At 69.8% G+C, this 23,589-nt stretch carries 18 protein-coding genes; 5 read left to right on the top strand and 13 right to left on the bottom strand.

The features are described 5' to 3' along the window. Positions 1-64: 64 nt before the first annotated feature. Both AVS7_RS12190 and AVS7_RS12185 read left to right on the top strand, forming a co-directional pair. Positions 65-2,149: a bifunctional diguanylate cyclase/phosphodiesterase gene (locus tag AVS7_RS12190; protein ID WP_020228677.1), complete on the top strand. Its 2,085-nt coding sequence runs from the start codon at positions 65-67 to the stop codon at positions 2,147-2,149. A gap of 227 nt (positions 2,150-2,376) precedes the next feature. After that, complete coding sequence (locus AVS7_RS12185) at positions 2,377-3,858, top strand: AMP nucleosidase (RefSeq protein ID WP_020228676.1); 1,482 nt, start codon at positions 2,377-2,379, stop codon at positions 3,856-3,858. A 63-nt stretch (positions 3,859-3,921) separates the two neighbouring features. Here AVS7_RS12185 and cynS read toward each other — a convergent pair whose 3' ends face one another. The 11 genes from cynS to AVS7_RS12130 all read right to left on the bottom strand — a co-directional run bounded on the left by cynS (position 3,922) and on the right by AVS7_RS12130 (position 15,439). Further along, positions 3,922-4,365, bottom strand: a complete 444-nt coding sequence (cynS, locus tag AVS7_RS12180; protein WP_020228675.1) for a cyanase — start codon at positions 4,363-4,365, stop codon at positions 3,922-3,924. A 35-nt stretch (positions 4,366-4,400) separates the two neighbouring features. Further along, complete coding sequence (locus tag AVS7_RS12175) at positions 4,401-5,249, bottom strand: ABC transporter ATP-binding protein (protein WP_034690800.1); 849 nt, start codon at positions 5,247-5,249, stop codon at positions 4,401-4,403. Further along, positions 5,239-6,114, bottom strand: coding sequence for a nitrate ABC transporter permease (ntrB, locus tag AVS7_RS12170; protein ID WP_020228673.1), 876 nt, complete (start codon positions 6,112-6,114; stop codon positions 5,239-5,241). Before ntrB ends, AVS7_RS12175 begins: the two co-directional genes overlap by 11 nt. A 1-nt stretch (position 6,115) precedes the next feature. Next, positions 6,116-7,522: a CmpA/NrtA family ABC transporter substrate-binding protein gene (locus AVS7_RS12165; protein ID WP_020228672.1), complete on the bottom strand. Its 1,407-nt coding sequence runs from the start codon at positions 7,520-7,522 to the stop codon at positions 6,116-6,118. 126 nt (positions 7,523-7,648) lie between these two features. Beyond that, the gene (locus AVS7_RS12160; protein ID WP_020228671.1) at positions 7,649-8,317 is read right to left on the bottom strand and encodes a response regulator transcription factor; all 669 of its coding nucleotides are present in this window, start codon (positions 8,315-8,317) and stop codon (positions 7,649-7,651) included. Beyond that, positions 8,314-9,489 (bottom strand): PAS domain-containing sensor histidine kinase, encoded by a 1,176-nt coding sequence (locus AVS7_RS12155; RefSeq protein WP_020228670.1) that lies wholly within the window; start codon positions 9,487-9,489, stop codon positions 8,314-8,316. The genes AVS7_RS12160 and AVS7_RS12155 overlap by 4 nt, the downstream gene beginning before the upstream one ends. Positions 9,490-9,585: 96 nt before the next feature. Next, positions 9,586-10,818, bottom strand: a complete 1,233-nt coding sequence (locus AVS7_RS12150; protein WP_020228669.1) for an acetate/propionate family kinase — start codon at positions 10,816-10,818, stop codon at positions 9,586-9,588. A gap of 171 nt (positions 10,819-10,989) precedes the next feature. Next, positions 10,990-12,423 (bottom strand): bifunctional enoyl-CoA hydratase/phosphate acetyltransferase, encoded by a 1,434-nt coding sequence (locus AVS7_RS12145; RefSeq protein ID WP_020228668.1) that lies wholly within the window; start codon positions 12,421-12,423, stop codon positions 10,990-10,992. A gap of 14 nt (positions 12,424-12,437) precedes the next feature. After that, positions 12,438-13,211, bottom strand: coding sequence for an enoyl-ACP reductase FabI (gene fabI, locus AVS7_RS12140; protein WP_020228667.1), 774 nt, complete (start codon positions 13,209-13,211; stop codon positions 12,438-12,440). A 22-nt stretch (positions 13,212-13,233) separates the two neighbouring features. Further along, entirely contained in the window at positions 13,234-13,626 is a 393-nt protein-coding gene (locus AVS7_RS12135; protein ID WP_020228666.1) for a hypothetical protein, read from the bottom strand. Beyond that, positions 13,616-15,439, bottom strand: coding sequence for an alpha/beta hydrolase (locus AVS7_RS12130; protein WP_020228665.1), 1,824 nt, complete (start codon positions 15,437-15,439; stop codon positions 13,616-13,618). The genes AVS7_RS12135 and AVS7_RS12130 overlap by 11 nt, the downstream gene beginning before the upstream one ends. A gap of 343 nt (positions 15,440-15,782) precedes the next feature. On the opposite strand from AVS7_RS12130, the gene AVS7_RS12125 reads away from it, so the two are divergent. Beyond that, positions 15,783-17,363 (top strand): methyl-accepting chemotaxis protein, encoded by a 1,581-nt coding sequence (locus tag AVS7_RS12125; RefSeq protein ID WP_020228664.1) that lies wholly within the window; start codon positions 15,783-15,785, stop codon positions 17,361-17,363. 78 nt (positions 17,364-17,441) lie between these two features. Then, positions 17,442-20,159 carry a bifunctional acetate--CoA ligase family protein/GNAT family N-acetyltransferase gene (locus AVS7_RS12120; protein WP_020228663.1) on the top strand — a complete coding sequence of 906 codons (2,718 nt, stop codon included), beginning with the start codon at positions 17,442-17,444 and terminating at the stop codon, positions 20,157-20,159. A gap of 56 nt (positions 20,160-20,215) precedes the next feature. Here AVS7_RS12120 and AVS7_RS12115 read toward each other — a convergent pair whose 3' ends face one another. Together AVS7_RS12115 and AVS7_RS12110 are read right to left on the bottom strand one after the other, a co-directional pair. After that, a complete protein-coding gene (locus AVS7_RS12115; protein ID WP_020228662.1) occupies positions 20,216-20,938 on the bottom strand; it encodes a hemerythrin domain-containing protein in 723 nt (240 codons plus the stop codon). Between the two features lie 119 nt (positions 20,939-21,057). Then, entirely contained in the window at positions 21,058-22,653 is a 1,596-nt protein-coding gene (locus AVS7_RS12110) for a GMC family oxidoreductase (RefSeq protein ID WP_024001466.1), read from the bottom strand. 80 nt (positions 22,654-22,733) lie between these two features. On the opposite strand from AVS7_RS12110, the gene AVS7_RS12105 reads away from it, so the two are divergent. Further along, complete coding sequence (locus tag AVS7_RS12105) at positions 22,734-23,582, top strand: 3-hydroxybutyryl-CoA dehydrogenase (protein ID WP_020228660.1); 849 nt, start codon at positions 22,734-22,736, stop codon at positions 23,580-23,582. Positions 23,583-23,589: the final 7 nt, after the last annotated feature.

Raw genomic sequence — 23,589 nt, 5'->3', positions numbered from 1 at the left:
CCGACGGCAGGCGCAGAGGGCTTGCACTCTCCCTGCGGCCAGGGCGATCCGCTATAAGTTCCCCATGGGCACCTCACCAACCCACCCTTCCCTGCCCGGTCTTGGACAAGGCGGCGGCACGGCCCTGCTGCGCCTGCTGGCCGACGCGGTGCCCGTGCTGCTGGCCTACTACGAGGTGCCCGGCCTGCGCTGCGTGTTCGCCAACCAGCGCTACGCGCAGTACAGCGGCATGGCGGTGGACGCCCTCATCGGCAAGACGGTGCGCGACGCCGTGGGCGAGCGGGCCTGGCAGCAGATCCTGCCCTACGTGGAGCGCGCGCTGCAGGGAGAGGCGGTGCAGTACACGCGCGAGCACGTCCAGGACGACGGCGAGGCGCGCATGATGGAAATCACCCTCATGCCCCACTTCGACCGCGACGGCGACGGGCAGCCGCACATGGTGGGCGCCTTCGTGCTCATCAACGACATCACCCACCACTGGGCGGCCGAGCGCGCCGTGCGCCAGAGCGAGGAGCGCATGCGCAAGTTCGCCGAGGCCACCGAGGAGGGCATCGTCTTCCACCGCGAAGGCATCATCCTGGACGGCAACGAGGCCCTGCAGCGCCTCACCGGCTATCCGCTGGACGAGCTGGTCGGGCACCCGATCATCGATTTCGTCGAGCCCGGGCACCACGAGGCCGTGCGCGAATACGTGCAGCACGGGCGCGAGGACCCCTACGAGCTGGCCATCCGCCACAAGGACGGCCACACCATCCAGATCGAGGCGGTGGGCAAGACCATGCCCCAGGCCGGCGGCGCCTACCGCGTGGTGGTGGCGCGCGACATCACGGCGCGCAAGCAGGCGCAGGCGCGCGCGGACTTCCTGGCCGGCCACGACACCCTCACGCAGTTGCCCAACCGCCGCAGTCTCATGCAGCAGCTGGCGCGCACGCTGGCCGATGCGCAGCACTGGCGCCGGCGCGCGGCGGTGCTGTTCATCGACCTGGACCACTTCAAGACCGTCAACGAGTCGCTCGGGCACGAGGCCGGCGACCAGTTGCTGTGCGAGATGGCGCGGCGCCTGCAGGGCAGCGTGGAGGCCGGCGACTTCGTCGCCCGCGTGGGGGGCGACCAGTTCGTGGCGGTGCTCCCGGACATCCGCAACCGCACCGCCGCCGCCACGCTGGCCGACACCCTGCTGGAGCGCGTGCGCGCGGTCTACGCGATCGACGGCACGCCGCTGTCGCTGTCGCCCTCCATCGGCATCAGCGTGTTCCCCGAGGACGGCTACGCCCCCGACGAGCTGCTGCGCCGCGCCGACGCGGCCATGCACCGGGCCAAGGAAAGCGGGCGCGGCACGCGCCAGTTCTACGCCCCGGGCATGGAAGGCCAGCCCACCGAGATCCTGCAGCTGGAGCACCAGCTGCGCGAGGCCGTGTTCCAGGAAGCCTTCGTGCTGCACTACCAGCCCCAGGTGGAGGTGAGCAGCGGCCGCCTGGTGGGCTTCGAGGCGCTGGTGCGCTGGCAGCACCCGCAGCGCGGCCTGATCGGGCCGGACGAGTTCATCCCCGTCGCCGAATCGCGCGGGCTCATCACGCCCATCGGCCGCTGGGTGCTGCGCGAGGCCTGCCGGCAGGTCAAGGCCTGGCACGACGAGGGCCTGCCGCGCGTGCCCGTGGCGGTGAACCTCTCGCCCCTGGAGTTCCGCCAGCGCGACGTGGCCGCCGAGATCGCCGCCGTGCTGCACGCCACCGGACTGGAACCGCGCTACCTGGAGATCGAGATCACCGAGTCCGCCCTCATGTGGCACACCGACCAGACGCGCGAGACGCTGCAGGCGCTGCAGCACCTGGGCGTGGGCGTGGCCGTGGACGACTTCGGCACTGGCTATTCGTCGCTCGCCTACCTCAAGCGCTACCCGCTGGACAAGCTCAAGATCGACCGCTCCTTCCTCACCGAAGCGCCCGCCAACGGCGACGACGTGGCCATCGTCACCGCCATCGTCCAGCTCGCGCACAGCCTGCAGCTGCAGCCCGTGGCCGAGGGAGTGGAAACCGCCGAGCAGATCGACCTGCTGCGCCGCCTGGGCTGCGGACTGGCCCAGGGCTTCGGCATCTCGCAGCCCATGGATGCCGAGCGCACCCGCGCCTGGCTGCAAGCCCTGGCGTGAAACACCCCCCCTGAGGCGCTTTGCGCCTTCCCCCCGCTCTCGCATTGCTGCGCAATGCGGGCAGGGGGACGCAGCCAGCGCGGCGGGGCGGCGCGGCCGGCCCAGGCCCTTGCGCGGCAGCCCTCGCCTGGAGCGCGCCAGTTTCATGCGGCGCGGGCGACGCACGGCATCAGGTAGAAGGTGCTTCCGCGCCACGGCGCGGTCATGCGGCGGTGGACAATAGCGCCATGGTCCACACCTCCGATTTCACCGAATCCACCTTCCACAGCGACCCCGCCGGCGCCCTCGCGCAAGTGCAGCGCCTCTACCAGGGCCAGATCGACCATCTGCGCGATGCCATGCAGCGCTTCGTGGCCGGCGAGACGCCGGACAGCCCCGTGCGCGCCTTCTACCCCTTCGTGCGCGTGCAGACCACCACTGTGGCGCGCGCGGCCACCACGCTGGCCTATGGCTTCGTCGAAGGCCCGGGGCGCTACGAAACCACGCTCACGCGCCCCGACCTGTTCGCCGGCTACTACCAGGAGCAGTTCCGCCTGCTGCGCGCCAGCCACGGCGTGGAGCTGGAGGTGGGCCTGAGCAGCCAGCCCATCCCCATCCACTTCTCGTTCGCGGAGAACGACCACATCGAAGGCACGCTGTCGCCCGAGCGCCGCATGCTCATGCGCGACGTGTTCGACCTGCCCGACCTCGAGGCCATGGACGACGGCATCGCCAACGGCACCTGGGCGCCGCGCGCGGGCGAGCCCCAGCCGCTGGCCCTCTTCACCGCGCCGCGCGTGGACTACTCGCTGCACCGCCTGCGCCACTACACCGGCACGGCGCCCGAGTGGTTCCAGAACTTCGTGCTGTTCACCAACTACCAGTTCTACATCGACGAGTTCGTGCGCCTGGGCCACGCCGAGATGGCCAAGCCGGACAGCGAGTACGTCGCCTTCATCGAGCCCGGCAACGTAGTCACGCGCCGTGCAGGCCTGGAGCCAGCGCCTGGCGACGAGCTGGGCACCCCGCCGCCGCGCCTGCCGCAGATGCCGGCCTACCACCTCGTGCGCGCGGACCGCAGCGGCATCACCATGGTCAACATCGGCGTGGGCCCGGCCAACGCCAAGACCATCACCGACCACATCGCCGTGCTGCGCCCACACGCCTGGATGATGCTGGGCCACTGCGCGGGCCTGCGCAACAGCCAGCAGCTGGGCGACTACGTGCTGGCCCACGCCTACGTGCGCGAGGATCACGTGCTGGACGAGGAGCTGCCGCTGTGGGTGCCCATCCCGGCCCTCGCCGAGATCCAAGTGGCGCTGCAGCAGGCCGTGGCCGACGTGGCCCGGATGCCCGAGGCGCAGCTCAAGCGCATCATGCGCACCGGCACCGTCGCCAGCACCGACAACCGCAACTGGGAACTGCTGCCCGACAACATGCCCCAGCGCCGCTTCAGCCAGAGCCGCGCCGTGGCGCTGGACATGGAAAGCGCCACCATCGCGGCCAACGGCTTCCGCTTCCGCGTGCCCTACGGCACGCTGCTGTGCGTGAGCGACAAGCCGCTGCACGGCGAGATCAAGCTGCCGGGCATGGCCAACCACTTCTACCGCGAGCGGGTCGACCAGCATCTGCGCATCGGCATGCGGGCCGTGGACATCCTGCGCGAAGGCGGTGTGCACCGGCTGCACAGCCGCAAGCTGCGCAGCTTCGCGGAAGTCGCCTTCCAGTAATCGAAAAACATAGCTGCCAGCGCTTGCCAGACAAGCGCTGGAGCCATTTTTGACGCTGAATCCTCAATACTGCTTGTAGGGCAGGAACTTGCCCGAGAGCACCACCTTCACGCGGTCGCCCTTGGGATCGGCCTCGCGCTGGATGTCCATGCTGAAGTCGATGGCGCTCATGATGCCGTCGCCAAATTCCTCGTGGATCAGCTCCTTGATCGTGCTGCCGTAGACGCTGACCACTTCGTACCAGCGGTAGATCAGCGGATCGGTGGGCACGGGCGTGGGCAGCGAGCCCTTGTAGGGCACCACCTGCAGCCACTTCTGCTCCTCGGCGGTGAGGCCGAAGATCTTGCCCAGCACCTTGGCCTGCTCGGGCGTGGCCGTCATCTGGCCCAGGCACAGGGCCGTGGTCCATTCCTTGGACTGGCCGACCTTCTTGGCGATGGCGTCCCACTGCAGGCCCTTGGCGACCTTGGTGCTGATGATCTTCTCGGTGACGTCGTTGCGGTTCATGGTGATGGTTCCTTGGTGTTGAAGAAAGAAAGGGATCAGTGGGCCTTGGCCCGGCTGACGAGAAAGTCCACGATGTGGTTGCGCAGCGCGTAGTAGCCATCCAGGTGGTGCAGGCTGGTGCGCGTGCGCTCGCGCGGCAGGGGGTTGACCACCACCTCGGCGATGCCGCCGGGCACGTAGCCCTGGGGCGTGTCGCTGCCGTTGCTCATGAGAAGGATGCGGTCGGCCAGCAGGATGGCCTCGTCCACGTCGTGCGTGATCATGAAGACCGTCTGCTGCGTCTGCCGCACGATGGCCATGAGCTCGTCCTGGATGGTGCCGCGCGTGAGCGCATCCAGCGCGCCGAAAGGCTCGTCGAGCAGCAGCATCTTGGGCTGGATCGAGAACGCCCGCGCGATACCCACGCGCTGCTTCATGCCGCCCGAGAGTTCCGACGGCTTCTTGTCGATGGCGTGCGACAGGCCCACCAGCGCCACGAACTTCTCCACGTGGGCATTGACCTGCGCACGCTTCCACTCCGGCCAGCGCGACTTGACGGCGAAGGCGATGTTCTGCCGCACCGTGAACCAGGGCATGAGCGCATGGCCCTGGAACACCACGCCCCGGTCCAGGCTGGGGCCGGCGACCTCGCGCCCGTCCATGATGACGTGGCCCGCCGTGGCCGTGTCCAGCCCCGCCAGCACGTTGAGGATGGTGGTCTTGCCGCAGCCCGAGTGGCCGATGATGCAGACGAACTCGCCCTTGTCGAGCGCGAACGACACATCGGCGAACACAGGCCGGGCGGGCACGTAGGCCTTGCCGAGTTGTTCGATCCGCAGGAATCCGGTCACGGGAGGGGCCTTTCTTGTGGTTGGCGAGGTGCCGGGCGCTACGTCACTCCACATAGGTCACCGCCTTCTGCAGTTGGGCGAACGCCAGGTCGAGCAGCATGCCCACCACGCCGATCGTCAGGATGGCGAAGATCACGTTGGTGAGCGACAGGTTGTTCCACTCGTTCCACACGAAGTAGCCGATGCCCGTGCCGCCCACCAGCATCTCGGCCGCCACGATGACCAGCCACGCGATGCCCATGCTGATGCGCATGCCCGTGAGGATGGTGGGCGCCGCGGCGGGCAGGATGACGAGGAACGCGCGGCGCAGCGGGTTCACCTCCAGCGTGGCCGATACGTTGAGCCAGTCGCGCTTAACCGAGGCCACGCCGAAGGCCGTGTTCACCAGCATGGGCCAGACCGAGCAGATGAAGATCACGAAGATGCCCGAGATGGACGAGTCCTTGATCGTGTAGAGCGCCAGCGGCATCCACGCGAGCGGGCTGATGGGCTTGAGCACCTGGATGAACGGGTCCAGCGCACGCCGCAGCAGCGGCGACATGCCGATCACAAAGCCCAGCGGAATCGCCACCAGGCACGCCAGACCGAAGCCCAGCGCCACGCGCGCCAGCGAATACCCGAGCTGGATGGCGATGCCCTTGTCGTTGGGCCCGTTGTCGTAGAACGGGTCGGACAGGTGGCTCCACACCGTGGCGCCCATGGCCTGCGGCGTGGGAAAGCCGCCGCTCTTGCCGGAGGCGCCGCCGGGGTCCTTGCCCATCATCTTGGCGTACTCGATCTGCTCGGGCGTCATGCCCGCCGTGCCTGCGGCGCCGCCCTGCGCGGGTGCCGTGGCCACGTACCAGATGCCCAGCAGCGCCAGGAAGAGCAGCACGGACAGCACGCCCGCGCGCAGAGGAAGGTTCTTCGATGCCGCCATGTCACGCTACCTTGCGGATGGGGAAGCTCTTGGCGTACTCCGCCGCCTTGGCAGGGTCGAATTCGCGGCCCATGATCTTGAACTTGGGGTAGGCGCCCTCGGGCACGGGCATGTCCAGCGCCTTCATCTGCTTCTTGGCGTCGGTCAGCAGGAACACCTTCTCGGCGATCTGCCGGTAATTCACGTCGCCCTTCACGTAGCCCCAGCGCTGCATCTGCGTGAGCATCCACAAGGCCATGCTCTGCCAGGGCATGGGGTCGAAGTCGGCGCGGTCGGGCACGCTCTGCACCTTGCCCAGGCCGTCGGCGAAACGGCCGGTGAGCACCTGGGCGATCACCGTCTCGGGCTGGTTCAGGTACTGCGCGGGCGCGATCACCTTGGCGATCAGCTCGCGGTTCTCGGCCTTGCGCGCCATGGCGGCCGAGGTGAGCACGGCGCGGTAGAGCGCGGCGAAGGTGTTGGGGTTCTGCTGGATGAACTCGGTGCTGGTGCCGAAGGCGCAGCAGGGGTGGCCGTTCCACAGGTCGCGCGTGAGCAGGTGCAAAAAGCCGATCTCCTCGTACACCGCGCGCTGGTTGAACGGGTCGGGGCCCAGGTAGCCGTCGATGTTGCCCGCGCGCAGGTTGGCCACCATCTCGGGCGGCGGCACCACGCGGATCTGGATGTCGGTGTCGGGGTTCAGCCCGTGCTCGGCCACGTAGTAGCGCAGCAGGAAGTTGTGCATGCTGAACTCGAACGGCACGGCGAACTTAAAGCCCTTCCACTGCTTGGGGTCGCGCTTGTCCTTGTGCTTGTTGGCCAGCGTGATGGCCTGCCCGTTGGTGTTCTGGATGGTGGCCACGTTCATGGGCATCGGGTTGGAGCCGATGCCCATCGAGATCGCCAGCGGCATGGGGCTGAGGAAGTGCGTGGCGTCGTACTCCTTGTTCATCATCTTGTCGCGGATCAGCGCCCAGCCCGCCGTCTTGGTCACCTCCACCTTCAGGCCCTGCTTCTCGTAGAAGCCCAGCGGGTGCGCCATGATGAGCGGCGTGGCGCAGGTGATGGGGATGAAGCCGATCTTGAGGTTCTTCTTCTCCAGCGCGCCCTGCTTCTCCTGCGCCATGGCCTGCAGGCTGGCCACGGGCAGCACGCTGGCGATGGCGGCCATGGCCGTACTCTTTCCCACGGCGCGCAGGAAGCGGCGGCGCACCGCGTCCTGCGGGAACAGGGCCTTGACCAGCGTGGCCTCGACGAATTCGTTGCTGTAGGCCTCGAACTCGCTGGTGAGGCTGCGCGCGCGCAATTGGGTGGCGGCAGCCTCGGCGGAAACCTCGGCCTGGTGGTCGGCCACCGTGTGGTCGCGGCCGCAGCTGCACTTGAGCATCAGCGGGCGGTCGGCATCGAAGGGCGAGAAGAATTCGGACATGGCACACCTCACGGAAGTTGATGCCAGCCGCTACGCAAGCCGCGGGCCAGTTCGGGCCCGGCGCGGGCCGCGTGCGTCATTTCGCGGTGCTGGCGTCTACGGCGTGTAGGGCCAGCACTACACCACTCAGGCTTCGGGCGCGCCGTGGGCCAGCAGCGCCAGCTCCACGTCGTTGCGGGCGCCGGTCTTTTCGAGGATGCGCGCGCGGTAGGTGCTCACCGTGTTGGACGCGAGCTGGAGCTGTGCACCAATTTCGCCCACGCTGTGCCCCGCGATGAGCAGGCGGAACACCTGGTGCTCGCGGTACGAGAGCGCGTCGATCCCCACGGGCGCGCCCTTCACCATGCTGGTGCGCTGCACCGCGCCCACCAGCGCCAGCGCCGTGGCCTCGGTCAGGTAGCGCCCGCCCGCGGCCGCCTTGCGCACCGCCGCCACCATGTCGTCGGGGTCGGCGCTCTTGTGCAGGTAGCCCGACGCGCCGAGCTGGATGCAGCGCACCGCGTACTGCCGCTCGGGGTAGGTGCTGAGCATGAGCACGGGCAGCGCAGGCCAGTCGCGGCGCAGGGCCTGCAGCACCTCCAGGCCGTCCATGCCGGGCATGGCGATGTCGAGCAGCACCAGGTCCAGCCCGCCCTGCAGCGCAGCCACCTGCGCCAGCACCTCGCCGCCCTGCGTGGCCTCGGCCGCCACGGTGATTTCGGGCAGGCCGTTGGCCGGGTCGCCCAGCACCTGCTTGAGCCCCTCGCGGACGATGCGGTGGTCGTCGCCGATCAGCACGCGGATGGCGGCACTCATGGCAGCGGCACCCACAGTTGCAGGCAGGAGCCCGCGCCCGGCTCGCTGGTGATGCGCAGCTGCCCGCCGAGCTGGCGCGCCCGCTCGCGCATGCCCATCACGCCGTAGGCGGTAGGCGCCTCCAGCGCCTGGCGCGTGGCGCCCACGCCGTCGTCGCGCACGCACAGGTGCAACTGCCCGTCCTGCAAGCCAATGGCAATGTCGATGGCGCTGGCTCGCGCGTGGCGGCCCACGTTGCTCAGCATCTCCTGGAAGATGCGGAACACCGCGATGGCAGCGGGCTCGGGCAGGTGCAGTGCGGGCGGCACGTCCATGCGCCAGTCCAGCGCCAGCTCGGCCGACTGCGCGAACTCCTGCGCCTGCCATTCCAGCGCGGCCCACAGGCCCTGGTGGTCGAGAATGCTGGGGCGCAGGTCGGTGATGATGCGGCCCACGTTGTCCACGGCGTTCTCGATCAGGCGGCTCATGTTCTGGCACTTGCAGCGCATCTGCGTGCGCATGCCGTCCGCCGCCTCGGGCGTGCGCGCGGCCTGCTCGCCCAGGCGCTTGTGCAGCCAGTTCACGTCCATCTTCAGCGCCACGAGCAGGCTGCCCAGCTCGTCGTGCACCTCGCGCGCGATGCGGGTGCGCTCCTCCTCGCGCACCTGCTCGGAATAAGCCGACAACTCGCGCAGCTGCGCCAGCGCCTGCGACAGCTCCCCCGTGCGCGCGGCCACGCGGCGCTCCAGCTCGTCGTGCGCGCGCTGCAACTCGTCGGCGGCGCGCTTGCGGTCGGTGATGTCGATGAAGGTGATGACGGCGCCGTGCACCTGCTCGGCCTCCACGATCGGATGGCTCGAATATTCCACCGCAAACGCGCTGCCGTCGCGGCGCCAGAACACCTCGGTGTCCACCCGGCACGGCAGGCCGTTGCGGAAGGCGTTGAAGATGGGGCAGTCGCTGTCAGCGTAGGGACTGCCGTCGGGGTGGGAGTGGTGGGTGAGCGCGTGCATGTTGCGGCCCATGACCTCCCCGGCCGCGTAGCCCAGCATGCGCGCCCCGGCGGGGTTGATGAACACGCAATCGCCCGCGAGGTCGATGCCGAACACGCCCTCGCCCGTGGATTCGAGCAGCAGGCCCAGGCGGTTGCGCCAGAGTGCGCCGGAGGGAAGGTGCAGGACGTTGGCGGTCATGCCGCCTGCGGCAAGCAATGGCCGTGCCCGTGCGGCGCCGATCAGTTCAACTTTGATAGCTGCCCGCGCTTGTCCAGCAAGCGCGGGAGCACGATTTCATGCCAATGATGCGCGGTCCAGCGCCTCGCCCGACTCCAGCAGGGCCGCCGCCTCGCGCGCCGCCACCCGCCCTTCGTCGGTGGGGATGACCCAGATCTCCACCGCGCTGTCCGGCGCATGGATGGCATAGGCCTCCTTGCCGTCGGCCTCGCGGTTGCGCTGCCAGTCCATGTGGATGCCCAGCCAGGCGAGGCGCGTGCAGACCTGCTCGCGCAGCGCGATATCGTTCTCGCCAATGCCGCCGCTGAAGGCCAGCACATCCAGGCCGCCCAGGCAGGCCACCAGCGCACCGGTTTCGCGCACCACGCGGTGGGTGAACTGGGCGATGGCGCGCCGCGCGTTCTCGCCGTCCGCGCCGTCTTTCGCGGCCTCCTCGCGCAGGCGGCGCATGTCGGCCGAGATGCCGGAAACGCCCAGCAGGCCGCTCTGTTTGTAGAGCAGCTTCTCGATCTGCGCGTGCGTCCAGCCCTGCTCCATCAGGTAGAGCAGCACGCCCGCATCCAGCGAGCCGCTGCGCGTGCCCATCATCAGGCCGTCCAGCGCGGAGAAGCCCATGGTGGTGGCCATGCTGGAACCGTCGCGGCAGGCGCAGAGGCTGGCGCCGTTGCCCAGGTGGGCCATGACCACGCGGCCGTTGGCGCGGAGGGTGCGCTGCTGCAGCACGGACATGATGTACTGGTACGACAGGCCGTGGAAGCCGTAGCGGCGCACGCCCTGCGCGCGCAGCTCGCGCGGCAGCGCGAAGGCGTAGTCCACCTCGGGCATGGTGGCGTGGAAGGCGGTGTCGAAGCAGGCAATCTGCGGCAGCTCTGGGAACGCGCTGCGGAACTGGCGGATGCCCGCCAGGTTGTGCGGCTGGTGCAGCGGCGCCAGCGAGTTGAAGCGCGCCAGGCGCTCCAGCACCTCGTCGGTGACGCGCACGCTTTCGGTGTACTCGCCGCCGCCGTGCACCACGCGGTGGGCCACGGCCTCGATGCCCGCGCCCTGCAGCGACTGCACCAGCGCGCGCAGGCGCTCCAGCGCGATCGCAAACGGGGCGGCTGCCGCGGGCACGGCAAGCGCTTCCTGCTGCTTGCGTCCTTGGTACTTCCAGTCCAGCGAGGGGCTGCCGCCGGGCTCCAGGCCCTGGATGCAGCCCGAGAGCACGTGGGGCTGGACCTGCCCGCCCTGCAGCGGGTGCAGCGAGAACTTCAGCGACGAGGAGCCGGCGTTGACGGCGAGGATGGACATGGCGGTATTTCCTTTGGTTCGGTGGTTCAGGGCATGCCCTTGGCAACTGGCGCAGCCCAAGCCAGCAGACGCCGCGCAAGGGCCGCCCCGCCGCGCTGGCGTCGTCCCCCTCCCCGTAGCGCGCAAGCGCGCAGAGAGAAGGGGGAAGCCGCGCAGCGGCTCAGGGGGATGTCACCCCTGTTTCCAGGCGTTCTCGGCCTGGCGCTTGCGCTGGTCGTGCGCCGCCAGTAGCGCCAGCACGGCCGAGGCCACGCGCGCCATGGGGCCGTCGGCGCGGCTGGTCAGGGCGATGGGCACGCGCGCGCCCAGCACCAGGCCCGAGCCGCTGGCGCCGGCCATGTATTCGAGCTGCTTGGCCACCATGTTGCCGCTCTCCAGGTTGGGCACGGCGAGGATGTCGGCCTGGCCCGCCACGTCGGAGGCGATGCCCTTGATGCGCACGGCTTCCATGGAGATGGCGTTGTCGAACGCCAGGGGGCCGTCGAGCAGGCCGCCCTTGATCTGGCCGCGGTCGGCCATCTTGCACAGCGCGGCGGCGTCGATGGTGGAGGGAATCGACGGCGTGACGGTCTCCACCGCCGAGAGGATGGCCACCTTGGGCCGCTCGTTGCCCATGATGCATGCGAACTCGATGGCGTTCTGGATGATGTCGGCCTTCTCGGCCAGCGTGGGCTGGATGTTGATGGCCGCGTCGGTCACGATGATGGGCTTGGGGTACAGCGGCACGTCGAAGCGGAACACGTGCGACAGGCGCCGGCCGGTGCGCAGCGGCGCCTGGGCCAGGACGGCCTTGAGCAGCTCGTCGGTGTGCAGGCTGCCCTTCATGACGATCTCCACCTCGCGGCGCGCGGCCATGCCGGCGGCCAGTTCGGCGGCGGCGTGGCTGTGCTCCACGGAGACGATCTCCACGCCTTCGAGGTCGATGCCGGCCTCCTCTGCGACGCGGCGGATGCGGCCCTCGGGGCCGATGAGCACGGGCACGATCAGGCCGTGCGCGGCGGCGTCGATGGCGCCGGAGAGCGAGCCGGCGTCGCACGGGTGGACCACGGCGCAGCGCACCGCCTCCAGGCCGTCGGCGCGGGCCAGCAGCTCCTTCAGGCGCGCCTCGGGGTCGAAGAGCTGGATCTGCGGCGCGTTCACCTTGGGCACGCGCACCTTCTGCGTGGGCGGCATCAGTCGGGCCTCGCCCTTGAGCACCACCTCGCCCTTCTGGTTGGTGACCAGGCAGTCCATCTTGACGCGCTTCTTCTCGTCGTCCTTCTCGCTCACGGTGGCCAGCACGGTGAGCGTGTCGCCGATGCGCACGGGCTTGGTGAACTTCAGCTCCTGGCCCAGGTAGATCGTGCCGGGGCCGGGGAACCGCGTGCCGAACAGCGCCGAGATCAGCGCAGCGCCCAGCATGCCGTGGGCGATGACGCCGTGGAACATGGTGGCGTCGGCGTATTCGGCGTTCAGGTGGGCGGGGTTGATGTCGCCGGAGACGGCGGCGAACGCCTGGATGTCCTCCAGCGTCACCGTGCGCAGCAGCCGGGCCGTCTGGCCCAGGCTCAGCTCGTCATAGGTGACGTTTTCCATCCATTCGAGGTCGGGTGCGTTGGTGTTCATGGTGTGTGTCCTCCTCAATCCACGGCGTGGACGCCGCCGTCCACGTAAATCGTCTGGCCCGTCATGCCGGAAGCGGCTTCGGTGCACAGGAACAGGCTCAGCTGGGCGATCTCGTCGAGCGTCACCAGGCGCTGCAGCGGCGCCTTGGCCTGGGCCGTGGCCATCAGCTCGTCGAAGCTGGCGATGCCCGAGGCCGCACGCGTGAGGATGGGGCCGGGCGACACCGCGTGCACGCGGATGTTCCTGCCGCCCAGCTCCATGGCCATGTAGCGCACCATGGATTCAAGCGCCGCCTTCACCGGGCCCATCAGGCCGTAGTGGGGCACGGCCTCGCCGGAGCCCAGGTAGGTCATGGACAGCATGCTGCCGCCGCGCGGCATGTGCGGCGCGCACAGCCGGCCCAGCTCGGCGAACGAGTGGCAGGAGACGCCCACGGCGCGGGCGAAGCCCTCGCGCGAGCTGTCCACCACGTCGCCGTGCAGGTCGGCCAGCGGCGCCCAGGCGATGGAGTGGATGACGAAGTCGATCTGGCCGAACTTCGCCACCGCGTGGTCGACGATGGCCTGCAGCTGGCCGTCGGCCTCCACGTCGCAGTTGACCAGGTCGATGCCCAGCGGCGCGGTGAGCGGTTCGACGTACTTGCGGGCCTTGTCGTTGAGGCACGAGGCCACCACCTCGGCGCCCATGCTGCGCGCCAGGCGGGCGCAGCCGAAGGCGATGCTGCTGTCGTTGGCGATGCCGAGGATCAGGCCTTTCTTTCCGGCCAGGCTGAAGGGATTGGTTGTCATGGAGTGAAGGAAGTCGAAAAAATCAGTCGTCGATGCCGTCGAAGAGCGCGCGCAGGTTCAGGCCCGGCGCCTCATAGGGGAAGCCCTTGCACAGCAGGCGGTCGTTGGCGCACAGCAGGATGTCGCGCGCGGCCTGCGGGCCCACGTCGGGGTTGTAGGCAAGCCGCCGGAAGGCGCGGTAGCGCAGCACCAGCAGGCCCCGCAGCTCCTCGCGCATGCGCTCCTCGCGCCCAGGGCGGCCGGCGGTCGCCGCGTCGCACTGCAGCGCGGCCTGCAGTTCCGACGCGGTGCCCAGCGGCACGTCCAGGGCCTGCGCCAGCAGGGTGATGCGCGCGCCCATGCCCTCGAACTGCCGCACGAAGTGGTGCAGGTGGCGTTCGATGACCTGCTGGCGCGTGGAGTGCCTAGTCTGCATAGCGCGTCATCACATAGGCGCCGGGCGCGTCGCACACGGCATGCTCGGCGCGCATCGCCGGCGGCTTGGCGGGCGCGCCCGAGCGCTCGGCGATCCAGGCGTGCATGGCCTCCCACCACGAGCCCTGCACCACGGGGGCCTGGGCCTTCCAGTCGTCGGGGTCGATCCAGCCGGTGTTGTCCTCCACACTGGCGATCTGGTAGCTGCGGCGCGGGCGGCCGGGCTCGCTGACGATGCCCGCGTTGTGCCCGCCCTCGGCCAGCACGAAGGTCACGTGCGTGTCGGTCTGCAGGTGGATCTTGTAGACCGACTTCCACGGCGAGACATGGTCGCGCGTGGTGGCCACCACCATCATCGGCGCGTCGATGTCCATCAGCGCCACGGTGGCCCCGGCGAAGCGGTACTGGCCCGAGGCCAGCGCGTTGTTGAGGAACAGCGCGTCGAGGTATTCCGAGTGCATGCGCGCGGGCAGGCGCGTGGTGTCGGCGTTCCAGCTCATGAGGTCGAAGCTGGCGTCGTCCTCGCCCATCAGGTAGCGGCGCGTGTTACGGCCCCACAGCAGGCCCCGCGAGGCCAGGTAGACGAACGAGCCGCCCATCTGCTTGCCCGAGAGGTAGCCCTTGTCGTTCATGTTCTGGCGCAGCGTGGCGAGCTGGTCCTCGTCGATGAACACGCCCAGCTCGCCGGGCTCGGTGAAGTCGGTCTGCGCGGCCAGCAGGATGACGGAGGCCAGCTGGGGCAGGTCCGCCGGGATCAGCGCCTGCTCCTTGGCCGTGCGCTCGCCCTCGCGCGGGCCGCCCTTCTTGCGCGCCAGGCGCCCCATGGCCGCCGCTGCGATGGCCAGGAACGTGCCGCCCAGGCAGTAGCCCACGGTGTGCAGGCGCTCGGCGCCGGTGCGCGATCTGGCGGCGGCCATGGCGGCGAGCACGCCGGCGCTCAGGTAGTCCTGCATCTTCAGGTCGCGGTCCGATGCGTCGGGGTTGCGCCAGGAGATGATGAACACCGTATGGCCCTTGTCCACCAGGTACTTGACCATGGAGTTGTGCGGCGACAGATCCAGGATGTAGTACTTCATGATGCACGAGGGCACGATGAGCACCGGCTCGGGCAGCACCTTGTCGGTGGACGGGCTGTACTGGATCAGCTCGATCAGGTGGTTGCGGAACACCACCTTGCCCGGCGTGACGGCCACGTCCTTGCCCACGGCGTATTCGAGCGGCGCCAGCGACTCGGCGGGTGTGTCGGCGTTGGCACCCAGGTACTCGCGAAAGTCCTGCAGGAAGAACTTGAAACCCTCCTGCAGCGAGCGGCCCTGGGTCTCGCGCGCCACGCGCAGCACCTCGGGGTTGGTGACGGCCCAGTTGGACGGCGACAGCGCATCAAGCGCCTGCCCCGTGAAGAAGTCCACCATGTGCTGGTGGTGGCGCGACACGCCGCCGCCCTGGTGCGCCACTTCGCGCCACCAGGCGTCGGTGGCCTTGAAGCCTTCCTTGACGGCGCTGTAGGGCCACTGGCTCCAGCCGGCGTCGGCGAAGCGTCCATCCTTCTCGGGCGCGGCCTCGTCGGGCGCAACGCCGGTATTGCGCCAGGCCTGCAGCGACAGCTCCAGCGCACGCTGCGCCAGTTGCGCCTGGCGGCCCGGCGAAGCCAGCATGTGCAGGGCCCAGTCGGCATGGGCCAGGGCCAGCGCGATCGGCGACAGGCCGCTGAAGGCGCGCGCCATCTGCGCTTGCACCGACTCGTCGAGCGTGCGTGCGGCAGCGCGCTGGCGCTCCTGGAAATGCTCAGATCCGGACGAGGTTTCCGTGGCCATGGCCAGCTCCTTAATGTAACAAAACAACAATTGGCGGCATTATGATGACTTCCATCAAGAAGTCACTTGATTGATGTCAAAACGGCAGCCCATGCCTTCCAAATCCCTTTGGACGGATGTGAAATCATACATACATACATACATACATGAATGTATGATTTCATAATCCCATTCTGGGTTCACAATATAAAACCCCACCCCGGGGACGGTCATCGGCGTGCCACCGGCCGCGCCGCCGACAGGGCCACAATCCCCGCCGGGGGCCCTGCCACACGCAAGAATGACTGCAACCATTTCTTACAGACAGTAACCAGCTCATAGCAACCAACCCTTTTACTCCACCATGACCTTCTCCTGGAACCAGTTGCGGATCACCCAGCGCTTCATCGTCGTCCTGTGCGCCTTCGTTCTGTCGGTCGTGGCCGTGGCCGCCACCGGCCTGTGGGGACTGTCCTCGGCACGCGACAGCCTAAAGTCCCTGCATGACGAAGCGATGGCGCGCTCCCTGCTGGCCAGCCAGTCAATCGAAGGCACCCTGCAAAACCGCATGCAGGTGCTCCTGGCCTTCCAGCACGCCCCCGCGGGCGGCCTGGCCAGCATCCACGACCATCCGGCCACCATGCACCTGGATGCAATCGCCGCCAGCCAAAGCGCCACCAACGCGCTGCACAAGACCATGGAGCAAGGCATGGCCGACCCGCGCGAGCGCGCGCTGTACGACGCCGCCATGGAAGCGCGCAAGCCCTGGCGCGCGGAGCTGGAGAAGGCCGTGCAGGCCATCCGCAAGGAAAACTACGCCGCCGAGACCATGGCCGCCTTCCTGGCCGCGGGCCGCAAGGAGGGCGAGGCCGTGGTGAAGACCATGGACGCCCTGCGCAGCTACCAGGTGGAGCATGCCAACGCCGCCTACCAGGCCGCGCAAAAGCGCTACGAGCTGGCGCTGTGGATCTTCGTGCTGGCCGCCGCGCTGCTGGTGCTGCCCTCGGTGCTGCTGGCGCTGGCGCTGCTGGCGCGGCTGAAGAACGGCTTCGCCATCGCCCAGACTGCGGCGGCCCACATCGCCGCGAGCGACCTCACGCACGACATCGCGTGCCAGGGCAGCGACGAGATCGGCCGCCTGTGCGCCGAGATGGAAACCATGCGCGGCAACCTGGCCGAGGTGGTGGGCCACGTCAAGGCCGGCACCAGCGCCATCGCCGGCGCCTCCACGCAGGTGGCGGCGGGCGCGCTCGACCTGTCGTCGCGCACCGAGCAGCAGGCCAGCGCGCTGGAGCAGACCGCCTCGGCCACCGAGCAGCTCTCGGGCACCGTGCAGCAGAACGCCGACAGCGCCGCCCAGGCCAACCAGCTCGCGGCGCAGGCCAAGGAGGTGGCGGCGCACGGCGGCGCCGTGGTCACCCAGGTGGTGCAGACCATGCAGGCCATCAACCAGTCGGCCGCGAAGATCGTCGACATCATCGGCGTGATCGACGGCATCGCCTTCCAGACCAACATCCTGGCGCTGAATGCCGCCGTGGAAGCGGCGCGCGCCGGCGAAGCCGGGCGGGGCTTCGCCGTGGTGGCCTCGGAAGTGCGCGCGCTGGCCGGGCGCAGCGCCGAGGCGGCGCGCGAGGTCAAGACGCTGATCACCGACTCGGTGTCCAAGACCCAGGCGGGCAACGCCCAGGCGGCGCAGGCGGGCACGGCCATGCAGGAGATCATGGACGGCATCCAGCGCGTGGCCGGCATCGTCGATGAAATCGCCCTGGCCAGCCGCGAGCAGGCATCGGGGCTGGCGCAGATCAACCAGGCCGTGGCCCACTTGGACGGGGTGACGCAGCAGAATGCCGCCCTGGTCGAGGAAACCTCAGCGGCATCCAGTGCGCTGCAGCAGCAGGCCCACGATCTGGCCGAGTTGGCCGGAACGTTCCAACTGCCGCAGTAAAAGCCGAAGCGTGTCCATGATCCCGCACAGCAAACGCCGGCAGCGATCATTCACGCACTGTCAAGCACAGAACTCGCCATGCTGGACAAGCACTACCTCGCCCCCTTGTTTTCCCCCGGTTCGGTCGCCGTGCTGGCGGGCCGACCGGACGACCCCGAGCTGACGCCGCAGGCCCAGGCCCTGCATGCCGCGCTGCGCGCACAGCGCTACGCGGGCACGCTCACGTTCCTGGACATTCGGGGCAGCAGCGGCACCCTGCACGACCTGGCGCAGAGCCGCGCCGACCTGGCCGTGATCGCCCTGCCGCCGCAGGACCTGGCCGCCGCGCTGGAGCTGGCGGGCCGCATGCACTGCCGCGCAGCGCTGGTGCTGGGCAACGGCGTGGGCGCGCCGCATGCCGCACAGCTGCACAAGATCGCGCGGCGCGAGGGCGTGCACCTGCTGGGCCCCAATTCGCTCGGCATCCAGCGCCCCGCGCTGCACCTGAACGCCAGTGCCGCCGGGCCGCTGGCGCAGGACGGGCCGCTGGCGCTGGTCTGCCAGTCGGGCGCGCTCACCGCGGCGGTGCTCGACTGGGCGGGCAGCAACGACGTGGGCTTTTCCAGCGTGATCTCCCTCGGCCCGCACCCCGGCGTGGGGCTGGCCGATGCGCTGGACTTCCTGGCACACGACCCGCACACGCAGAGCATCGCCGTCTGCATGGAGGGCATCCAGGACGCGCGCCGCTTCATGAGCGCGCTGCGCTCGGCCGCCTTCGCCAAGCCGGTCATCGTGCTCAAAGCCGGCCGCAAGAGTGCGGGCAGCGCGGCGGCGCAGACGCACAGCGGCGCCATCGTGGGCAGCGACGACGTCTTCGACGCCGCCCTGCGCCGCGCGGGCGCCGTGCGCGTGCGCTCGTTCGTGGAGCTGTTCTCGGCCGCCAAGTGCCTGGCATCGCGCCACCGCCCCGTGGGCAGCCGCCTGGCCGTGGTCACCAACGGCGGCGGCCCCGGCGTGCTGGCGGCCGACTGGATGGAGGAGATCGGCCTGTCGCTAGGCCGGCTGCCCGAGGCCACGCGCACCCGCCTGGCCCCGCACCTGCCCGCCCAGGCCACGCTGGACGACCTGGTGGACCTGACCGAGGACGCCACCCCCGCGCACTACCGCGCCGCGCTGGACGCCGCGCTGGCCGAGCCCGCGGTCGACGGCGTGCTGGCCCTGTTCTCGCCCAAGGCCGGGCAGGACGGCGCGGGCATTGCCCAGGCCCTGGCCGGCGCCCGCCAGCACGCTGCCAAGCCCCTGCTGTCGTGCTGGATGGGCGACAGCGCCGTGCTGCCCGCGCGCGCGGTGCTGCGCGCGGCGCACATCCCCACCTTCCGCACGCCCGAGGCGGCCGTGGGCGCGTTCGGCAGCATCGCCGCCTATCACCGCAACCAGCAGCTGCTGCAGCAGACCCCGCCGCCGCTCGCCGCCACGCTGGCCCCGCCCGACATCGAGGGCGCGCGCCTGGTGATCGAAGGCGTGCTGGCCGAGCGCCGCACCGTGCTCACCGAGATGGAGTCCAAGGCGCTGCTGGCCGCCTTCCACATCCCCGTGACGCGCACGCTGCTGGCGCGCAGCAGCCACGAGGCGGTGATGATCGCCGCGCAGCTCGGCTTTCCCGTGGCGCTCAAGATCGACTCGCCCGACATCGCCCACAAGTCCGACGTGGGCGGCGTGGCCCTGCACCTGCAGAGCGCCGCCGCCGTGCGTGACGCCTACGAGGCCATGGCGCAGCGCGTGGCGCATGCCGCACCCGGCGCGCGCATCCAGGGCGTGACGGTGCAGCCCATGGCGGCCGCACGGCCGGGGCGCGAGGTCTGCATCGGCCTAGTGGCGGACGACCCGTTCGGCCCCGTCATCACCTTCGGCGCGGGCGGCACCCTGGTCGAGCTGCTCGAGGACCAGGCCATGGAGCTGCCGCCGCTCAACACCTTCCTCGCGCAGCGCCTGGTCCAGCGCTCGCGCGTGGCGCGCCTGCTCGGCGCCTGGCGCGGCGCGCCGCCCGCCGACCGGCAGGCGCTGGAGCAGGTGCTGCTGCGCGTGTCCGAGATGGCCTGCGCGCTGCCGCAGCTGCGCGAGATGGACATCAACCCGCTGATCGTCGATGCGCACGGCGCCGTGGCGGTGGACGCGCGCATCGCGCTGGGCGAGGCGGCCCATGGCCCCGCTGCGGGACACGCGCGCCACGGCCCCTATGCCCACCTGCCCATCCTGCCCTACCCCGCGCGCTACGAGCAGACCTGGCCTCTGCGCTGCCAGACGGGCGGCAGCGGCGAATACCTCGTGCGGCCCATCCGGCCCGATGACGCGCCGCTGATCCAGCGCCTGGTGCGCGAGCTGTCGCCCGAGAGCCGCTACTTGCGCTTCGCCTCGCGCATCACCGAGCTGCCGCCCGCCATGCTGGCGCGCTTCACGCTCATCGACTACGACCGCGACATGGCCCTGGTGGCCGTGCACCGCGAGCGCACGCTGGACGCGCAAGGTGTGGAGCACTGCGCCGAGCGCATCGTGGGCGTGTCGCGCTACGTCATCAACCCCGACCCGTCGAGCTGCGAATTCGCGCTGCTGGTGGCCGACGATTTCGCGGGCCAGGGCCTGGGCTCGCGGCTGATGCACAGCCTCATGGACGTGGCGCGCGAGCAGGGCCTGGCCGAGATCCAGGGCCTGGTGCTGGCGGAGAACACCCGCATGCTCCAGCTCATGCGCCGCCTGGGCTTCGAGGTGCGCGCCTACCCCGAGGAGCCCGAGTTCCGGCTGGTGACGCACGCGCTCTAGGCTCAGAGCGTTTTCGGCCTCCAGCGCTTATCCATAAAGCGCAGGCAGCTATTTTTTCAGGAGCATTCCAGCGCCAGCGTGCGGGCCAGCTTGTCCCACTCGCTGGCCGACAGGTGCAGCCGCACCATGTCCAGCACCGCCTGGAACGCCTCGCGCGGCGCGTGCTGGCGCATGTCGCACAGCACCAGGGCGCGCTCGGCGGGCGTCAGGTAGGGCAGCATCCAGCGCATGGTCACCATGGCTTCGGCCGGCGGGAGGGAGGCGACGATGGCGCCCTCCACCTCGGCCAGCTGCGCATCGGTGCAGTGGGCCCAGAGCACGGCGTTGTGCTCCGTCTCCTCCTGGTGCATGTGCTCGAAGTTGTGCGCCACGAACAGCGCCAGCTGCCGGTACAGCGCATGCGCCACGCGCGCACGCCGCTCGCGCGGGCAGGCCATGAGCTGCGCCGCACCCGAGGCCAGGGCGGCGATGGCCTGCTCGTGGCCCTCGTGCTCGTGCTCCACGGCGGCGCTGCTGCCGGGCGCGCGCACCTCCATGGCCGGGTGCACGAAGGCGTTCTCGTGGTGCAGGTGCGAGCGGCAGAAGTCCACCAGCTCCAGCACGCGCGCGCAGGCTTGCGACAGCTCCAGGTCGTCGCCCACGTCCGCGCGGCCCAGGCCCATGAGCGTGTCGGCCATGAAGGCGCGCAGCGCCTTGTGGATGAAGGCATAGATGTCCAGGCGCGGGGCGGCGGCTTCGGCCTGGGCCAGGGCGGTGATTTCGCGGGGGTTGAATTGCATGGTCGGGCTCCTTGGGAATCAAGTGCCGCGAAGTCTAGGAACGCCGGAGCGCGCGCGCTGCTAAAAACTGCTTAAACGGGCCTCAAAGATTGCTCCAACGGACGCATTCGTGAAATACCTCACGCCCCCTGGCGCACCCACTCGGCCGCGCGCTCGGCGATCATGACCGTCGGCGCGTTGGTGTTGCCGCTGACGATGCGCGGCATGACGGACGCGTCCACCACCCGCAGCCCCTGCATGCCGTGCACGCGCAGCCGCGCATCCACCACGTCCGTCGCGCCCGGCCCCATACGGCACGAGCCCACCGGGTGGTAGACGGTGTCGGCATGGCCGCGCACGAAGCGCTCCAACTGCGCGTTGTCCTGCGCCTGGGCCGAGACGGGCAGCTCGCGCGCGCCATGCCGGGCCAGCGCGGGCTGGGCCAGGATCTGGCGCATGAGGCGCACGCCGCGCACCAGGCGCCGCAGGTCGTCGGGGTCGCTGAGGAAGGCCGGGTCCACCAGCGGTGCGGCGCCCGGGTCGGCGCTGGCGAGCTGCACGCGGCCCCGGCTGCGCGGGCGCAGCACGCACACGTGGCACGAATAGCCGTGGCCCCAGCGCGCCGTGCGGCCGTGGTTGACGAGCTTGCCGGTGACGAAGTGCAGCTGCAGGTCGGGCACGTCCTCGTCGGGACTGCTCTTGAGGAAGCCGCCGGCCTCGGCGAAGTTGGTGGTGAGCATGCCGGTGCGGTGCGCGCGCCATTCGCGGATACCGCGCAGCAGGCGCCACGCGCCGGGCAGCGACAGGCCGAACAGGTCGGCCAGGCGCGGCGCGTCCATCACCAGCACCACGTCGGGGTGGTCGTGCAGGTGCTCGCCCACGCCCGGCAGGTCCTGCACCACGGCGATGCCGTGGCGCTGCAGTTGCGCGCCGGGCCCGATGCCCGAGAGCAGCAGCAGCTGGGGCGACAGCAGGGCACCGGCCGACAGCAGCACCTCGCGCGCGGCGCGCACCGTGTGCAGCTGCCCGCCCTGGCGGTACTCCACGCCCACGGCGCGCCGGCCCTCGCAGACGATGCGCGTAGCGCGCGCGCCGGTCACCACGCGCAGGTTGGGGCGGCCCAGGTGCGGCGTGAGGTAGCCCTTGGCCACGCTGAAGCGCTCGCCCGCGCGGTGGGTGACCTGGTAGAGGCCCACGCCCTCCAGCTGCGCGCCGTTGAAGTCGCCGTTGCGCGCGTGGCCGGCCTGCACGCCGGCCTCCACGAAGTCGCGGCTCACGCGGTGGGGCGACTGCAGGTCGGCCACGTTGAGCGGGCCGCCGGTGGCGTGCCAGGGATCGGCGCCGCGCTCGTTGTTTTCGGCCCGCAGGAAGTACGGCAGCACGTCGCGCCACGCCCAGCCGGGGTTGCCGGCCTGCGCCCAGTGCTCGTAGTCGCTGGCATGGCCGCGCGCGTAGATCATGGCGTTGACCGAGCTGGAGCCGCCCAGCACCTTGCCGCGCGGCTGGTGGCCCCGCCGCCCGTCCAGGCCCGCCTGCGGCGTGGTGGACAGACCCCAGTTGAACGTGCCCGTGGCCGCCAGAGCGGCCAGGCCCGCGGGGCAGTGGATGAGCGCGCTGGCGTCGGGCGGCCCGGCCTCCAGCAGGCACACGCGCACGCCGGGGTCCTCCGTCAGCCGCCCGGCCAGCACGCAGCCGGCCGAGCCGCCGCCGATCACGATGTAGTCGAAGTCTCCCATGCGCTCCATCCTCCTCGCGTGGCGATGGCGGCTACCATCGCCATGTTTTTTTCTCACGTTCCATTGAAGGGGTTCTTTATATGACGATTACGACCGTCGGCATCATCGGCGCGGGCACCATGGGCAACGGCATCGCACAGGCGTGCGCCGTATCGGGCATCGACGTGGTGATGGTGGACATCTCCGACGCCGCCGTGCAAAAGGGCATCGCCACCGTCGCGGGCAGCCTGGACCGCCTCATCAAGAAAGAAAAGATCACCGCCGCCGACAAGGACGCCGCGCTGGCGCGCATCAAGGGCTCGACGAGCTACGACGACCTGAAGACCGCGCAGATCGTGATCGAGGCCGCCACCGAGAACTACGAGCTCAAGCTCAAGATCCTCAAGCAGGTGGACGCGCTGGTGGCGCCCGAGGTCATCATCGCCTCCAACACCTCGTCGATCTCCATCACCAAGCTGGCCGCCGCCACTTCGCGGCCCGACCGGTTCATCGGCATGCACTTCTTCAACCCCGTGCCGATGATGGCGCTGGTGGAGATCATCCGCGGCCTGGCCACCAGCGACGCCACGCACGATGCGGTGAAGCAGCTTTCCGAGCGCCTGGGCAAGAGCCCCATCACCGTGAAGAACGCACCGGGCTTCGTGGTCAACCGCATCCTGGTGCCCATGATCAACGAGGCCTTCTTCGTGCTGGCCGAAGGCCTGGCCACGCCCGAGGACATCGACGCAGGCATGAAGCTCGGCTGCAACCAGCCCATCGGCCCGCTGGCGCTGGCCGACATGGTCGGCCTGGACGTGTGCCTGGCCGTGATGGACGTGTACCTCTCCGAGTTCGGCGACAGCAAGTACCGCGCGTGTCCGCTGCTCAAGGAATACGTGGCCGCCGGCCGCCTGGGCCGCAAGACGGGCCGCGGCGTCTACCAGTACTGAGGAGATG

The organism is Acidovorax sp. MR-S7 (assembly GCF_000400995.2).
GTDB lineage: Bacteria > Pseudomonadota > Gammaproteobacteria > Burkholderiales > Burkholderiaceae_C > MR-S7.
This window is presented reverse-complemented; position numbering and strand designations above follow the sequence as displayed.

What these genes read in the sequence shown, in the direction of transcription:
- AVS7_RS12125 (WP_020228664.1), top strand. Translation starts at nt 15,783, where the DNA reads ATGACCTTCTCCTGGAACCAGTTGCGGATCACCCAGCGCTTCATCGTC.
- AVS7_RS12110 (WP_024001466.1), bottom strand. Translation starts at nt 22,653, where the DNA reads ATGGGAGACTTCGACTACATCGTGATCGGCGGCGGCTCGGCCGGCTGC.
- AVS7_RS12175 (WP_034690800.1), bottom strand. Translation starts at nt 5,249, where the DNA reads ATGTGGAGTGACGTAGCGCCCGGCACCTCGCCAACCACAAGAAAGGCC.
- AVS7_RS12130 (WP_020228665.1), bottom strand. Translation starts at nt 15,439, where the DNA reads ATGGCCACGGAAACCTCGTCCGGATCTGAGCATTTCCAGGAGCGCCAG.
- AVS7_RS12160 (WP_020228671.1), bottom strand. Translation starts at nt 8,317, where the DNA reads ATGAGTGCCGCCATCCGCGTGCTGATCGGCGACGACCACCGCATCGTC.
- AVS7_RS12120 (WP_020228663.1), top strand. Translation starts at nt 17,442, where the DNA reads ATGCTGGACAAGCACTACCTCGCCCCCTTGTTTTCCCCCGGTTCGGTC.
- AVS7_RS12145 (WP_020228668.1), bottom strand. Translation starts at nt 12,423, where the DNA reads ATGAACACCAACGCACCCGACCTCGAATGGATGGAAAACGTCACCTAT.
- fabI (WP_020228667.1), bottom strand. Translation starts at nt 13,211, where the DNA reads ATGACAACCAATCCCTTCAGCCTGGCCGGAAAGAAAGGCCTGATCCTC.
- ntrB (WP_020228673.1), bottom strand. Translation starts at nt 6,114, where the DNA reads ATGGCGGCATCGAAGAACCTTCCTCTGCGCGCGGGCGTGCTGTCCGTG.
- AVS7_RS12150 (WP_020228669.1), bottom strand. Translation starts at nt 10,818, where the DNA reads ATGTCCATCCTCGCCGTCAACGCCGGCTCCTCGTCGCTGAAGTTCTCG.
- AVS7_RS12190 (WP_020228677.1), top strand. Translation starts at nt 65, where the DNA reads ATGGGCACCTCACCAACCCACCCTTCCCTGCCCGGTCTTGGACAAGGC.
- AVS7_RS12105 (WP_020228660.1), top strand. Translation starts at nt 22,734, where the DNA reads ATGACGATTACGACCGTCGGCATCATCGGCGCGGGCACCATGGGCAAC.
- cynS (WP_020228675.1), bottom strand. Translation starts at nt 4,365, where the DNA reads ATGAACCGCAACGACGTCACCGAGAAGATCATCAGCACCAAGGTCGCC.
- AVS7_RS12185 (WP_020228676.1), top strand. Translation starts at nt 2,377, where the DNA reads ATGGTCCACACCTCCGATTTCACCGAATCCACCTTCCACAGCGACCCC.
- AVS7_RS12165 (WP_020228672.1), bottom strand. Translation starts at nt 7,522, where the DNA reads ATGTCCGAATTCTTCTCGCCCTTCGATGCCGACCGCCCGCTGATGCTC.
- AVS7_RS12135 (WP_020228666.1), bottom strand. Translation starts at nt 13,626, where the DNA reads ATGCAGACTAGGCACTCCACGCGCCAGCAGGTCATCGAACGCCACCTG.
- AVS7_RS12115 (WP_020228662.1), bottom strand. Translation starts at nt 20,938, where the DNA reads ATGCAATTCAACCCCCGCGAAATCACCGCCCTGGCCCAGGCCGAAGCC.
- AVS7_RS12155 (WP_020228670.1), bottom strand. Translation starts at nt 9,489, where the DNA reads ATGACCGCCAACGTCCTGCACCTTCCCTCCGGCGCACTCTGGCGCAAC.